The organism is Streptomyces sp. NPDC029956, from assembly GCF_055574655.1.
Genome location: NZ_JBVHZJ010000068.1, coordinates 15664 through 29783, shown reverse-complemented (window position 1 = coordinate 29783; position 14120 = coordinate 15664). Strand labels below are relative to the sequence as shown.

Here is a 14120-nt window from a genome sequence, read left to right as displayed (position 1 = left end):
CTACCCCTTTTCCGCCGGGGTTCCGGAGCCTGGGTTGTCCACCGGGGTTCCGGAGCCCGTCGCGAGTGCCTCGGCGATCTCGGCGGCGTACGGCATGGCGGACGAGCAGGCGAGGCGGCCCGCGACGATCGCGCCGGCGGCGTTGGCGTGGCGCAGGGTGGTCTCCAGGTCCCGGCCGGCGAGCAGTCCGTGGACGAGCGCCCCGCCGAACGCGTCGCCCGCGCCGAGGCCGTTGACCACCTCCACCGGCAGTGGCGGCACCTCCGCGCTCGTCCCGTCGGCGGCGAGCGCGAGGACGCCTTCGGGGCCCCGCTTGACGACGGCGAGCCGGAGGCCGGTGTTCCCTCCTGCGGCGAGCAGTGCGCGGGCGGCCGCGTACGGCTCGCGCTCCCCCGTCGCCACCTCGCACTCGTCGAGGTTGCCGACGGCGACGGTCGCGTGCCGCAGCGCCTCGGCGTAGTACGGGCGGGCGGCCGCCGGGTCCGTCCAGAACATCGGCCGCCAGTCCAGGTCGAGGACCGTGACCTCCCGCCCGGACCTGGCCCGCAGTGCCTCCAGGGTCGCGGTGCGGCTGGGCTCGGCGCAGAGGCCGGTGCCGGTCGCCCACAGGACCCGGGCGGCGCGGATCGCGTCGAGGTCCAGCTCGTGCGGGTGGATCTCCAGGTCGGGGGCCTTGGGGCGGCGGTAGAAGGTGAGCGGGAAGTCGTCGGGCGGGAAGAGGGCGCAGAAGGTGACGGGAGTGGGGTACGCGTCGACCTCGGTCACCCAGCGGTCGTCCACCCCGAAGTCCTTCAGCTCGCGGCGCAGATAGGTGCCGAAGGGGTCGGCGCCGGTGCGGGAGACGAGTGCGGTGCGCAGGCCGAGCCGGGCGGCGGCGACGGCCACGTTCGCCGGGGAGCCGCCGAGGAATTTGGCGAAGGTGTCGACCCGGTCGAGCCCGACCCCGGTCTGGAGCGGGTACAGGTCCACCCCGAGGCGCCCCATGGTGATCAGGTCGTACGGCTCCGACTCCACCCGCGCCACCTCTCGCGTCCGGCTTCCGCACCCAGGTCTAGCCGTCCGCCGGGAGGCGTGTCAACGATATGTCCGGACATTCTGACGACCGGACGGGCTCGTGCGGGCCGGAGCGGCCTCCTTGACGCTGCTCGCGGGCCCCGGTCAAGGTGGCAGGCATGACGACGCCGTCACCGCAGCCGCCCTCGCCCTCGTCTCCGTCCCCGTCCCGGATCCGGATCGGCTCCGCCCCGGACTCCTGGGGGGTGTGGTTCCCCGACGATCCCCGGCAGGTGCCGTGGCAGCGCTTCCTGGACGAGGTGTCCGGCGCGGGCTACGCGTGGATCGAGCTCGGCCCGTACGGCTATCTGCCCACCGATCCGGCCGTCCTGACGGAGGAGACCGCACGGCGCGGGTTGCGGGTCTCGGCGGGAACGGTGTTCACCAGCCTCCATCACGGCCCGGACGTCTGGGACCGGACCTGGGCACACGTCGCCGAGAACGCCGCCCTGGCGCAGGCGGTGGGCGCGGGCCATCTGGTCGTCATCCCGTCGTTCTGGCGGGACGACCGGACGGGCGAGGTCCTGGAGGAGCGGACGCTCACCGCCGCGCAGTGGCGGGACCTGACGGGGCTCACCGAGCGGCTCGGCCGGGAGGTGCGCGAGCGGTACGGGCTGCGGATCGTCGTCCATCCGCACGCCGACACCCATCTGGACGACGAGGAGAGCGTGACGCGGTTCCTGGACGCGACCGACCCGGAGGCGGTCTCGCTCTGTCTGGACACCGGGCACTACGCGTACGCCGGCGGGGACAGCGTCAAGCTGATCGAGACGTACGGCGAGCGGATCGGCTATCTGCATCTCAAGCAGGTGGACCCGGAGATCCTGGCGGGGGTGGTGGCCGAGGGGGTGCCGTTCGGGCCGGCGGTGGGGCGCGGTGTGATGTGCGAGCCGCCGTCCGGGGTGCCCGCCCTGGAACCGGTGCTCGCGGCCGCCTCGGCTCTGGACGTGGACCTGTTCGCGATCGTCGAGCAGGACATGTATCCCTGCGAGCCGGACGTTCCGTACCCGATCGCGCTCCGCACCCGGGGCTATCTCCGCTCCTGCGGCGTCTGACGGACGCCCGGACGGCGCACATCCGTCCGCCCCGACCGGAGCACATCCGTCCGCCCCGACCGGAGCACATCCGTCCGCTCCGACCGGCGTACGTCCCTCCGGCCGGGGCCGGCCCATATCCCCCGGCCCGGAGCGGCGCACGCGGACACACCGATGTCCCGATGCCGCACTTTCGTCACACACGTCCCTCCGGTGTCACGCATATCTCCGTTACGCGGGCTTTCCGTCACAGGAGCTCGACAGGCGCTCTCCTCCTGTCTGGCGGAGTCGTTGCAGGGGGCAATGGCTCAGTGATCGCCATCGCACGCCCGCAGCGCCCCCGAACGGCACCCCCGCCGCCGCTGCGCGGCGCGCAGGGAGGTACCAGGCATGACGGACAGCAGGTTCTGGTCGTACAAGGACATCGCGGCACACATCCGGGTGCAGCCCGACACGGTCCGCTCCTACCGGAAGCACGGACTGCTGCCGGCCCCCGACCACGTGGAGTCCGGCAAGCCCTACTGGTACGCGGACACGATCCGCGCCTGGGTCGCCAGCCGCCCCGGCAACCGGGGCCGCCGCGACTGACCCGCCGTACCGCTCCTTCTCTCCCCCGCAGGGCCGGACCCGGTGATCCCGGGCCCGGCCCTCGGTGTGTCACGGGGCCTTGTCGCAGGGCCTTCTCACGTGACCTGGCCGCGGGGTCCTGCCACAGGGCCTCGTCACGGGTGGAGCGAGCTCATCTCCCGGTGCTCCCCGGCCGCCGCACCCTCGTCGGCCGCCGACGCCGGGGCCGGGGCCGGGGCCGGCGTGTCCGACTCGCTGATGCCGAAGCGGTCGTGGAAGCGCCGCAGGGGGCCGGGGGCCCACCAGGTGAGGCGGCCGGTCAGCTTCATCACGGAGGGGACGAGGAGGCTGCGGACCACCATGGCGTCCATGAGGACGGCGAGGGCGACACCGAGGCCGAGCATCTTGGTGTTGGTGACGCGGGAGGTGCCGATGGCGACCATGACGACGGCGAGGATCACGGCGGCCGCGGTGATGAGACCGCCGGTGCGGCGCAGGCCGAAGCGGACGGAGTGCTCGTGGTCGCCGGTGCGGTCGTACTCCTCCTTGATGCGGGAGAGGAGGAACACCCCGTAGTCCATGGAGAGTCCGAAGGCCACGCAGAACATGAGCACCGGCAGGGTGGTCTCGATGTCCCCGGTGGGGGTGAAGCCGAGGAGTCCCGCGAGGTGCCCGTCCTGGAAGACCCAGACCACCGCGCCGAACATCGCCGTGAGGCTGAGGGCGTTGAGGACGACGGCCTGGACGGGGATGAGGACACTGCCGGTGAGCAGGAAGACCAGGAGCAGGGTGACGATCACGATGATCGCCGCGGCCCAGGGCAGCCGCTCGGCGAGGGCGTCCTTGGAGTCGACGAGGACGGCGGCCTGCCCGGTGACCGAGGTCTCGAACGGGGCAGGCGCGGCACGCAGTTCGGCCACGGTCCGCTGGGCCTGGGCGCCGACGGTCTCGCCCTCGGGGACGACGGTGAAGTAGGCGTGGCCGCCGGCGGCGGTGACCGGTCCGTCGGCCCGGACCACGCCGTCGAGCGCGCCGATCCGGTCGCGGAAGGCCGCGTACTGGGCGGGGGTGGCCTCGCCTTCGGCGAGGACCGTCAGGGTGCCGCCGGGATCGCCGGGGAAGTCGTGCCGCAGTTCGTCCTGGACGACCCGGGAGGAGGCGGTGACGGGGAGCTGGCGGTCGTCGGCGGTGCCGAACTTGACGCCGAGGAACGGCAGTCCGAGGAGGACGAGTCCGGCGGTGGTGAGGACGGCGAAGACCGGCGCCCGGCGCATCACGAGCGCGGCGGCCCGCCCCCAGCCCGTACCCTCGCCGCCGTCGGCGGGGCGCGGGGCGGGCGTCCGGCCGCGCCGGAGGAGGCGCCGCAGGTCGAGCGCGTTGACCCGGTCGCCGAGCAGCACGAGGGCCGCCGGGAGCAGGGTGAGGGCGGCGGTCGCGGCGAGCAGGACCACGGCGATGCCCGCGTACGCGAAGGAGCGCAGGAAGTACTGCGGGAAGACCAGCATCGCGGCGAGCGAGACGGCGACGGTCAGGGCGGAGAAGAGCACGGTCCGCCCGGCGGTGCGCAGGGTGGTGCGGACGGCGGTGTACGTGTCGGCCCCGGCGGCGAGTTCCTCACGGTAGCGGCGGACGACGAACAGGGCGTAGTCGATGGCGAGTCCGAGGCCGAGGGCCGTCGTCAGGTTCTGCGCGAAGACGGAGACGTCGGTGAACTCGGTGAGGCCGCGCAGGACGGCGTTGGTGCCGAGGATGGCGACGATGCCGACGCCGAGCGGCAGCAGGGCGGCGACGGCGCTGCCGAAGACCATGACGAGCAGGACGAGGGTGAGGGGCAGGGCTATGAGCTCGGCCCGCAGCAGGTCCTCCTGGATGACCGTCTGCATCTCGTGGCGCACGGCGAGTCCGCCGCCGAGGGAGACCTCGACGGGGCCGTGGGTGCCCCGGTACTCGGGGGCGATCCGGTCGAGGACGGCCGCCGCGTCCTTCTCCTCGCCGGCGATCCGGGCGGCGATCACGGCCTTGCGGCCGTCTTCGGAGCGGAGGGCGGGCGAGCCGGTGGACCAGTAGGAGCCGACGCCGGCGACGCCCGGTTCGGCGTCGAGCCGCTCGGCGAGCCGGCGCGCCTCGGCGGCGACCGCCGGCGCGTCGGCTCCGGCCTCTCCGGCGTCGACGAGCAGGAGCAGATTGGGCTGGGAGCCGGGGAACTGGCGCCCGAGGGCCTCGGTCGCGTACGTCGACTCGGCGGCCGGGTCCTCCCAGCCGCCGCTGCCCATCCGGTCGGCGACCCCGCCGCCGGCCAGGACGGCGAGGGCGGTGAGGACGAGGGCGACGAGCAGGGTCAGGCGCGGCCGGGCGGTGACGAACCGCGTCCAGCCGCCCGCCCCCTCCCCCTTCGGCGATCCGCCGCCACCTGCGGGAGACCCGCTGGATCCGGCCCCGCCGGGCGCTGATTTCTTGACTTCGGCCATGACGAGGTGTCCCCTTCACCTGACCCCTGTGCTCGCTTCCCGGCACGTCACATGGGTCGCCCATTGCCATAGACTGGCAAACACGAGTGATCACTCGCGTTTCTCAAGAATGCGAGCGACCTCTCGTGTTTGTCAAACGTGTTGAGGAGAGCTGGGGACAGCCATGTCCGAAGAACCGAAGCCGCGCCGCCGTCAGGCGCGGGGCGAGCGCCGCATCGCGCAGCTGCTCCAGGCCGCCGCGAACGTCTTCTGCGCGAACGGCTACACGGCGTCCAGCACCAACGCGATCGCCCGCGAGGCCCACGTCTCGCCCGGCACGCTCTACCAGTACTTCCCCAACAAGGAAGCCATCGCGATCGAGCTGGGCGAGCGCCTGCTGCACCAGATGCGCGAGGCCCACGGGCAGGCGTTCACCCCCGAGAACCTCGCCCTGCCGCTGCCCGGGCTGCTGGACGCCGTCGTCGACCCGCTGATCGAGTTCAACTGCGCCAACCCGGCCTTCCTCGCCCTGATGCACGGCTCCGAGATCCCCGGCCGGATCGCGGAGGAGCACGACGAACTGCACGCGACCCTGCTCACCCGCGTGCAGGAGGTGATCGCCCACTACGCGCCCGCACTGCCCGCCGAGGACCGCCTCCGGACCGCGGGCATGACCTTCGCCGCCTTCAAGGGAGGCCTGGACCTCGTCCTCGCCGCACCGGAGGGGGTCGAGCGGGACGCCACGATCGCGGAGCTGAAGACGCTCCTCCTGCGCTACCTCTCCCCCCTGGTCGAGGGTCAGACCCCTCCCCCGGTCGAAGGTCGGGGTCAGGCCTCTCCCCTGATGGAGGGTCGGGTCACCACGACTCCGAGCCGCTGATCCGCTCGGTCGGAAGGCCCTTGGCCCCCGACCGCGACTTCAGCGCGACCAGCGGGAAGACGAGCACCGAGACCATGCCGGCCCCGACGAGCGCCGCCGCCTCGCCGGCCGTCATCGTCTTGTCGTCGACACCGATGGTCGTGATGGCGACGACGAGCGGCAGCGCGGTGGAGCCGTACAGCACGAGCCCGCCCCGGTCCCTGCGGTCGAGGTCGCGCGGGGCGAGGAACCAGATCGGTCCGCCGCGCACCGCCAGGAAGAGCAGCAGGAAGACCGGCAGCAGGAGCAGGGTGCGGCCGCCGTCGAGGAGCGAGGCCAGGTCGAACTCGATCCCGGTGACGACGAAGAAGACCGGCACGAGGAAGCCGAAGCCGACGCCCTCGATCTTCTCCAGGATCTGCGGCCCCGACTCGGGCGCGGCCCCGGTCAGGACGAGCCGGGTGACGAGTCCGGCCGCGAAGGCGCCGAGCAGGATGTCGAGTCCGAGCGCCTGTGAGGCGCCCAGCATCAGGGCGAGCAGCAGGAAGACGAACCGGACGGCGAACTGACCGCTGGTGTGCAGGGTCTTGGCGATGATCCTGGAGAACCACGGCGGGCGCGGCCGCAGCGCCCAGAGCACCGCCCCGGCGGTGAGCGCGGCGAAGACCGCGAGGAGCACGGTCGACTCGCCCGCGCCGCGCCCGCTGAGCAGCAGGGCCATCGCGATGATCGGGCCGAACTCGCCGACCGCGCCGAACGCCATGACGACCGAGCCGAACCGCCCGTGGAGTTCGCCCGAGTCCCTGAGCACGGGCAGCACGGTGCCGAGTGCGGTGCTGGTCAGCGCGACGCCGATGAAGACGCCCTTGGTGTATCCGCCGCCGAGCAGGACACCGGTGGCCAGTCCGATCCCGAGGGCGATCAGCCAGGCCCATACGGAGCGCCGGAGGGTGTCGCCGCGGACCTTGCCGAACTCGATCTCGTACCCCGCGAGGAAGATCAGCATGGCGAGGCCGAGCTCCGAGAGTCCGTCGATCAGCGCGTCGGGGCGTGCCCAGTCCAGGACGTCGGGGCCGATGAGGATGCCGAGCAGGATCTCGAAGATGACGAGGGGGACGGGGAGCCTGCGCCCGACTCCGTAGGCGAGCAGCGGCGCCAGGACGGCGATCGCCATGATCAGGATGAGCGTGGTCCCCGAGTGCGACATATCGGGTATTTACCATAGGCTCCAGCCGGGGCCGCCGACGCGGCACGGCCGGACACGACTGGATTTATACCCCCTAGGGGTATAAGCTCGCCGCGTACGGTCCTTAACCCACGAGGAGAGCGCCATGACCGCAGAGACGAAGACCGACCTCACCACCGTCTACCAGGTCAAGGGCATGACCTGCGGCCACTGCGAGGGCGCGGTGTCGAGCGAGATCTCCGAGCTCCCCGGCGTCTCGTCGGTGACGGCCGTCGCCTCCACCGGCCAGGTGACCGTCGTCTCCGCCGCCCCGCTCGACGAGGAGGCCGTCCGCGCCGCCGTCGACGAGGCCGGCTACGAGCTGGTCTGACCACTCCCCCCGTCGACACCCCGCAGGGCCGTACCGTTACCGGGTACGGCCCTGCTCCCCTTTGGAACCGCACATGACCTCCAGCACCACCGCACACCCCACCGACAGCACGGTCGTCGCGGTCACCGAGCTGACGATCGGCGGGATGACCTGCGCCTCGTGCGCGGCCCGCGTCGAGAAGAAGCTCAACCGCATCGACGGGGTCACCGCGACCGTCAACTACGCCACGGAGAAGGCGCGGATCGAGCACCCCCCGGAGGTCGGGGTCGACGCGCTGATCGCCACCGTCGTCAGGACCGGCTACACGGCGGAGGAACCCCCGCCGCCCGCGCCCGAACCGACCGCCGCACCGGAGGAGCGGGAGCCCGCACAGGACCCCGAGCTCGCCTCCCTGCGGCAGCGGCTCGTCGTCTCCGCCCTGCTCTCCGCGCCCGTCGTCCTGCTCGCCATGGTCCCGCGCCTCCAGTTCGACAACTGGCAGTGGCTCTCCCTCACCCTCGCCGCCCCCGTCGTCGTCTGGGGCGGGCTGCCCTTCCACCGGGCCGCCTGGACCAACCTCCGGCACGGCGCCGCCACCATGGACACCCTCGTCTCCGTCGGCACCCTCGCCGCCTTCGGCTGGTCGCTCTGGGCCCTCTTCCTCGGCGACGCGGGCATGCCCGGCATGCGGCACGGCTTCGACCTGACCGTCGACCGCTCCGAAGCCTCGTCCGCGATCTACCTCGAGGTCGCGGCGGGCGTCGTCACCTTCATCCTCCTCGGCCGCTACCTGGAGGCCCGCGCCAAGCGGAAGGCGGGCGCGGCACTCCGGGCCCTGATGGAACTCGGCGCCAAGGACGTGGCCGTCCTGCGCGGGGGCACCGAGGTGCGGGTGCCGGTCGCCGCACTGCGGACCGGCGACCTCTTCGTCGTACGGCCCGGGGAGAAGATCGCCACCGACGGCACCGTCACCGAGGGCGCGTCGGCCGTCGACGCCTCCCTGCTCACCGGCGAGTCGCTGCCGCTGGACGTCGCCGCGGGCGGCGACGTCACCGGCGGCTGCGTCAACGTCTCGGGGCGGCTCGTCGTCCGGGCCACCCGCGTCGGCGCCGACACCCAACTCGCCCGGATGGCGAAGCTCGTCGAGGACGCCCAGAACGGCAAGGCCGAGGTGCAGCGGCTCGCCGACCGGATCTCGGCCGTCTTCGTGCCGGTCGTGCTGCTCATCGCGCTCGGCACCCTCGTCACCTGGCTGCTGCTGACCGACGACCCGACGGCCTCCTTCACGGCCGCCGTCGCCGTCCTGATCATCGCCTGCCCCTGCGCCCTGGGCCTCGCGACGCCGACCGCGCTCATGGTCGGCACCGGCCGCGGCGCCCAGCTCGGCATCCTGATCAAGGGCCCCGAGGTCCTGGAGTCCACCCGCCGCGTCGACACGATCGTCCTCGACAAGACCGGGACGGTCACCACGGGCCGCATGCGGCTGGCCGGTGTGCGCGTGTACGGCGGGAAGTACGGCACCGACGCCACCGACGAGACCGAGCTGCTCCGGCTGGCCGGGGCCCTGGAACACTCCTCCGAGCACCCGGTGGCCCGCGCGGTCGCGGCCGGCGCCGTCGAGCGCTGCGGGGACCTCCCCGTACCGAAGACCTTCGAGAACGCCCCCGGGCTCGGGGTCCGCGGGTCGGTCGACGGCCGCCTGGTCCTCGTCGGCCGTGCGGCCCTGCTGACGGCCGAGGGCGTCGACGTGCCGGCGGGCGCGGAGCCCGGCGCCGTCCACGTCGCCTGGGACGGGGTCGCCCGGGGCACCCTGACCGTAGCGGACACCGTCAAGGACACCAGCGCGGAGGCGGTGGCGCGACTGCGCGGCCTCGGGCTGCGGCCGGTCCTCCTCACCGGGGACCACCGGGCGGTGGCGGAGGCCGTGGCGGCGGAGGTGGGCATCGACGAGGTGATCGCCGAGGTGCTGCCGGAGGAGAAGGCCGAGGTGGTCCGGCGGCTCCAGGCGGAGGGCCGGACGGTCGCCATGGTCGGCGACGGGGTGAACGACGCGGCGGCGCTCGCCACGGCGGACCTGGGCCTGGCGATGGGGACGGGGACGGACGCGGCGATCGAGGCGAGCGATCTGACCCTGGTACGGGGCGACCTGCGGGTCGCGGCCGACGCGATCCGGCTCGCCCGCCGGACCCTGGCGACGATCAAGGGCAACCTCGGCTGGGCCTTCGGCTACAACGTGGCGGCGCTGCCGCTCGCCGCGGCCGGACTCCTGAACCCGATGATCGCGGGCCTGGCGATGGCCTTTTCGTCCGTCTTCGTCGTATCCAACAGCCTTCGTCTGCGCCGCTTCACGTGAATTCACCCACGTGTGACGCACAGGACCTTCACAAAGAGACCTAGATCACAGATATTGGGGGGTAACCATCTGGGCTGTTCGCGAGTCTAAGTGGGCGATGCCGAGAACGTCTTGGGGGACGTTCATGGAATGTCTTGGGGGACGTTCCAGGCAAGCGTTGGCCGGGGCACGTGCACCGGGGAGCTTTGAGCGGCCCTCCCGTACGTACCCCGGCAGACCGCGTCGCGCCGACCCGCGTAGCTTCTGCGACACCCGCAGACGCCCGGCCCGGATCCCGTGGGGGGAATCCGCACCGGGACATGGGAAGCGCCCCGCTCGTCGACCCGTGGGGGGATCGAAGAGCGGGGCGCTTCCTCTTTGTTTCGGGCTCGGTCCGCCTCCGGGCGCTGGAGCCCGTGTCGGCACGGGCGCGCCCCTTCGGCCCACTCGCCGCCGGGGGCGCACCGGGCCGTCACGGCGAAGCTGCTAGCGCGCCTCGACCGGGACGAAGTCACGGAGGACCTCGCCGGTGTAGATCTGGCGCGGGCGGCCGATGCGGGAGCCGGGCTCCTTGATCATCTCGTGCCACTGGGCGATCCAGCCGGGCAGCCGGCCGAGCGCGAAGAGCACGGTGAACATCTCGGTCGGGAAGCCCATCGCGCGGTAGATGAGGCCCGTGTAGAAGTCCACGTTGGGGTAGAGGTTGCGCGAGACGAAGTACTCGTCGGAGAGCGCGTGCTCCTCCAGCTTGAGCGCGATGTCCAGCAGCTCGTCGGACTTGCCGAGGGCCGAGAGGACGTCGTGCGCCGCCGCCTTGATGATCTTGGCGCGCGGGTCGAAGGACTTGTACACCCGGTGGCCGAAGCCCATCAGGCGGACGCCGTCCTCCTTGTTCTTCACCTTGCGGATGAAGGAGTCGACATCGCCGCCGTTGGCCTTGATGCCCTCGAGCATCTCCAGGACCGACTGGTTGGCGCCACCGTGCAGCGGGCCCCACAGGGCCGAGATGCCGGCGGAGATCGAGGCGAACATGTTCGCCTGCGAGGAGCCGACCAGACGCACGGTGGAGGTCGAGCAGTTCTGCTCGTGGTCCGCGTGCAGGATCAGCAGCTTGTCGAGCGCGTTGACGACGACCGGGTCGAGGTCGTACTCCTGCGCCGGGACCGAGAAGGTCATGCGCAGGAAGTTCTCGACGTACCCGAGGTCGTTGCGCGGGTAGACGAACGGGTGACCGATCGACTTCTTGTACGCGTACGCCGCGATCGTCGGCAGCTTGGCGAGCAGCCGGATCGTGGAGAGGTGCCGCTGCTCCTCGTCGAACGGGTTGTGGCTGTCCTGGTAGAAGGTGGACAGCGCGGAGACCACCGAGGACAGCATCGCCATCGGGTGGGCGTCCCGCGGGAAACCGCGGAAGAAGTTCTTGACGTCCTCGTGGACGAGCGTGTGCTGCGTGATCTCGTTCTTGAAGGTCGCCAGCTCGTCGACCTTGGGCAGCTCACCGTTGATCAGTAGGTACGCCACCTCAAGGAAGGTGGAGCGCTCGGCCAGCTGCTCGATGGGGTAACCGCGGTACCGCAGAATCCCCTGCTCACCGTCGAGGTAGGTGATCGCGGATTTATAGGCGGCGGTGTTGCCGTATCCGCTGTCGAGGGTGACCAGACCGGTCTGGGCTCGGAGTTTCCCGATGTCGAAGCCCTTGTCGCCGACGGTGCTCTCGACCACCGGGTAGGTGTATTCACCGTCCGCGTACCGCAGTACTACAGAGTTGTCGCTCACGTCATCCCTCACCGACGTAGTGCCTCTTCTTCGAGGTGCCCTGACTGTCTCTACCATCCCCCATTTGGCTCAGGAGAGTGCACTCGGGGTCGACCATTGGGCCAATCGGCGGCACTCAGTGCCGCCAACCTTCATATCCTGCCCCCTTCGCCCCGGTTCCGGTAGCCCTCCGTGATCTTTCACACGGGGGCACCGCCTGTGAGCCGAAACGCGAGTGCGGTAAAGCGCCTGCCTGCGGAGACCGTGCGGACCGCCTGGGCGATCGCCCGCCGGGAGCCGACAAGGACCACGAGCTTCCTGGCCCGGGTCACGGCCGTGTAGAGCAGGTTCCGCTGAAGCATCATCCAGGCACTCATGGTGACCGGGATCACCACGGCCGGATACTCACTGCCCTGCGAACGGTGGATGGTGACCGCGTACGCGTGGGCGAGCTCGTCCAGCTCGTCGAAGTCGTACGGCACCTCCTCGTCCTCGTCCGTCCGTACCGTCAGCTTCTGCTCGACGAGGTCCAGCTGCGTCACGACGCCGACGGTGCCGTTGAAGACCCCGTTGGCCCCCTTGTCGTAGTTGTTCCGGATCTGGGTGACCTTGTCACCGACGCGGAAGACCCGGCCGCCGAACCGCTTCTCCGGAACGTCGGGGCGGGCCGGGGTGATGACCTGCTGCAGCAGGCCGTTGAGCGAGCCCGCGCCGGCCGGGCCCCGGTGCATGGGGGCGAGAACCTGCACGTCACGGCGGGGGTCCAGGCCGAACTTGGCCGGAATCCGCCGGGCCGCGACATCCACGGCGACCCGGGCGGCGTCCTCGGTCTCCTCCTCGACGAACAGGAAGAAGTCCGGCAGCCCCTCGGTCTTCGGCGGGACGCCCGCGTTGATCCGGTGCGCGTTGGTGACGACGCCGGACTCCTGCGCCTGCCGGAAGATCCGGGTCAGCCGCACCGCCGGTACGGGGCTTCCCGGGGCGAGCAGGTCGCCGAGGACCTCTCCCGCACCGACCGACGGGAGCTGGTCCACATCGCCCACCAGCAGCAGATGAGCCCCGGGCGCGACCGCCTTGACCAGCTTGTTCGCCAGGAGCAGGTCGAGCATGGAGGCCTCGTCGACCACGACCAGGTCCGCGTCGAGCGGCCGGTCCCGGTCGTAGGCCGCGTCGCCGCCCGGCTTCAGTTCGAGGAGGCGGTGGACGGTGGAGGCCTCCGCGCCGGTCAGCTCGGCGAGCCGCTTGGCCGCCCGGCCGGTGGGAGCGGCGAGGACGACCTTGGCCTTCTTGGCCCGGGCCAGCTCGACGACGGAGCGGACCGTGAACGACTTGCCGCAGCCCGGTCCGCCGGTGAGCACGGCGACCTTCCGGGTGAGCGCGAGCCGCACCGCCTCCTCCTGCTCGGGCGCCAGCGAGGTCCCCGTGCGGTCCGCGAGCCAGGCCAGGGCCTTGTCCCAGGCCACGTCCCGGAAGCCCGGCATCCGGTCCTCCTCGGCCCGCAGCAGCCTCCGGAGCTGCCCGGCGAGGGACAGCTCCGCCCGGTGGAAGGGGATCAGGTACACGGCGGTGACGGGCGTCCCCTCCGGACCCGGCACCGTCTCCCGCACGACCCCCTCGGGGTCCTCGGCCAGCTCGGCGAGGCACTCGATGACAAGTCCGGTGTCGACCTGGAGGAGCTTCACCGCGTCGGCGATCAGCCGCTCCTCGGGGAGGAAGCAGTGCCCCTGGTCGCTGGACTGGGAGAGGGCGTACTGCAGGCCGGCCTTCACCCGGTCGGGGCTGTCGTGGGGTATGCCCACTGCCTGGGCGATCTTGTCGGCGGTGAGGAAGCCGATGCCCCAGACATCGGCGGCGAGCCGGTAGGGCTGGTTCCGCACGATCGAGATCGAGGCGTCCCCGTACTTCTTGTAGATCCGGACCGCGATGGAGGTGGAGACACCGACGCCCTGGAGGAAGACCATCACCTCCTTGATCGCCTTCTGCTCCTCCCAGGCCTCGCTGATCTTCTTCGTGCGCTTCGGGCCCAGACCCGGGACCTCGATCAGCCGGCCCGGCGCCTCCTCCAGGATCTGCAGGGTGTCCAGGCCGAAGTGCTGGGTGATGCGATCGGCGAAGACGGGACCGATGCCCTTGACCAGCCCCGAGCCGAGATAGCGGCGGATGCCCTGGATCGTGGCGGGCAGCAGGGTCGTGTAGTTCTCGACGGTGAACTGCTTGCCGTACTGCGGATGCGAGCCCCAACGGCCCTCCATCCGCAGCGACTCCCCCGGCTGCGCCCCGAGCAGCGCCCCGACCACGGTGAGCAGGTCCCCGGCCCCGCGCCCGGTGTCGACGCGGGCGACCGTGTACCCGCTCTCGTCATTGGCGTAGGTGATCCGCTCCAGGACCCCTTCGAGCACGGCCGACCCCGGCCCACGATCGTTGGACATGCCCCCGAAGGTAGCGAACCGGTCGGACAGCGCGGGCGGCACTGTGGACAACTCCCCGCCGGGGCGCCGGGGACGCGGCACGGGGCTACGATGTATGAGAGGTGTGCAC

Annotated in this window: 10 protein-coding genes; 5 read left to right on the top strand and 5 right to left on the bottom strand. The window is 71.6% G+C overall.

From position 1 onward, the window contains the following. The gene (gene iolC, locus ACZ4XX_RS35190; protein ID WP_468511928.1) at positions 1-984 is read right to left on the bottom strand and encodes a 5-dehydro-2-deoxygluconokinase; all 984 of its coding nucleotides are present in this window, start codon (positions 982-984) and stop codon (positions 1-3) included. A 188-nt stretch (positions 985-1172) separates the two neighbouring features. Between iolC and ACZ4XX_RS35185 the strand changes: the two genes are divergently transcribed. Together ACZ4XX_RS35185 and ACZ4XX_RS35180 are read left to right on the top strand one after the other, a co-directional pair. Beyond that, positions 1173-2108 carry a sugar phosphate isomerase/epimerase family protein gene (locus ACZ4XX_RS35185; RefSeq protein WP_468511917.1) on the top strand — a complete coding sequence of 312 codons (936 nt, stop codon included), beginning with the start codon at positions 1173-1175 and terminating at the stop codon, positions 2106-2108. Positions 2109-2477: 369 nt separating this feature from the next. Beyond that, on the top strand, positions 2478-2675 hold the full coding sequence (locus ACZ4XX_RS35180; RefSeq protein WP_468511916.1) for a helix-turn-helix transcriptional regulator: 198 nt from the start codon (positions 2478-2480) through the stop codon (positions 2673-2675). 134 nt (positions 2676-2809) lie between these two features. On the opposite strand, the gene ACZ4XX_RS35175 is transcribed toward ACZ4XX_RS35180, so the two are convergent. Beyond that, a complete protein-coding gene (locus ACZ4XX_RS35175; protein WP_468511915.1) occupies positions 2810-5122 on the bottom strand; it encodes an MMPL family transporter in 2313 nt (770 codons plus the stop codon). Between the two features lie 163 nt (positions 5123-5285). Between ACZ4XX_RS35175 and ACZ4XX_RS35170 the strand changes: the two genes are divergently transcribed. Next, on the top strand, positions 5286-5981 hold the full coding sequence (locus ACZ4XX_RS35170; protein WP_468511914.1) for a TetR/AcrR family transcriptional regulator: 696 nt from the start codon (positions 5286-5288) through the stop codon (positions 5979-5981). Here ACZ4XX_RS35170 and ACZ4XX_RS35165 read toward each other — a convergent pair. Continuing rightward, positions 5959-7167, bottom strand: a complete 1209-nt coding sequence (locus ACZ4XX_RS35165; RefSeq protein WP_468511913.1) for a cation:proton antiporter — start codon at positions 7165-7167, stop codon at positions 5959-5961. The two genes, ACZ4XX_RS35170 and ACZ4XX_RS35165, sit on opposite strands and share 23 nt — an antisense overlap. A gap of 124 nt (positions 7168-7291) precedes the next feature. Here ACZ4XX_RS35165 and ACZ4XX_RS35160 point away from each other — a divergent pair, with 124 nt between their 5' ends. Then, positions 7292-7516, top strand: coding sequence for a heavy-metal-associated domain-containing protein (locus ACZ4XX_RS35160; protein ID WP_030325038.1), 225 nt, complete (start codon positions 7292-7294; stop codon positions 7514-7516). Between the two features lie 73 nt (positions 7517-7589). Next, entirely contained in the window at positions 7590-9848 is a 2259-nt protein-coding gene (locus ACZ4XX_RS35155) for a heavy metal translocating P-type ATPase (protein ID WP_468511912.1), read from the top strand. A 465-nt stretch (positions 9849-10313) separates the two neighbouring features. On the opposite strand, the gene ACZ4XX_RS35150 is transcribed toward ACZ4XX_RS35155, so the two are convergent. Together ACZ4XX_RS35150 and recD2 are read right to left on the bottom strand one after the other, a co-directional pair. Continuing rightward, a complete protein-coding gene (locus tag ACZ4XX_RS35150; RefSeq protein WP_026057844.1) occupies positions 10314-11603 on the bottom strand; it encodes a citrate synthase in 1290 nt (429 codons plus the stop codon). Between the two features lie 179 nt (positions 11604-11782). Then, positions 11783-14011, bottom strand: coding sequence for an SF1B family DNA helicase RecD2 (gene recD2, locus ACZ4XX_RS35145; protein WP_468511911.1), 2229 nt, complete (start codon positions 14009-14011; stop codon positions 11783-11785). Positions 14012-14120: the final 109 nt, after the last annotated feature.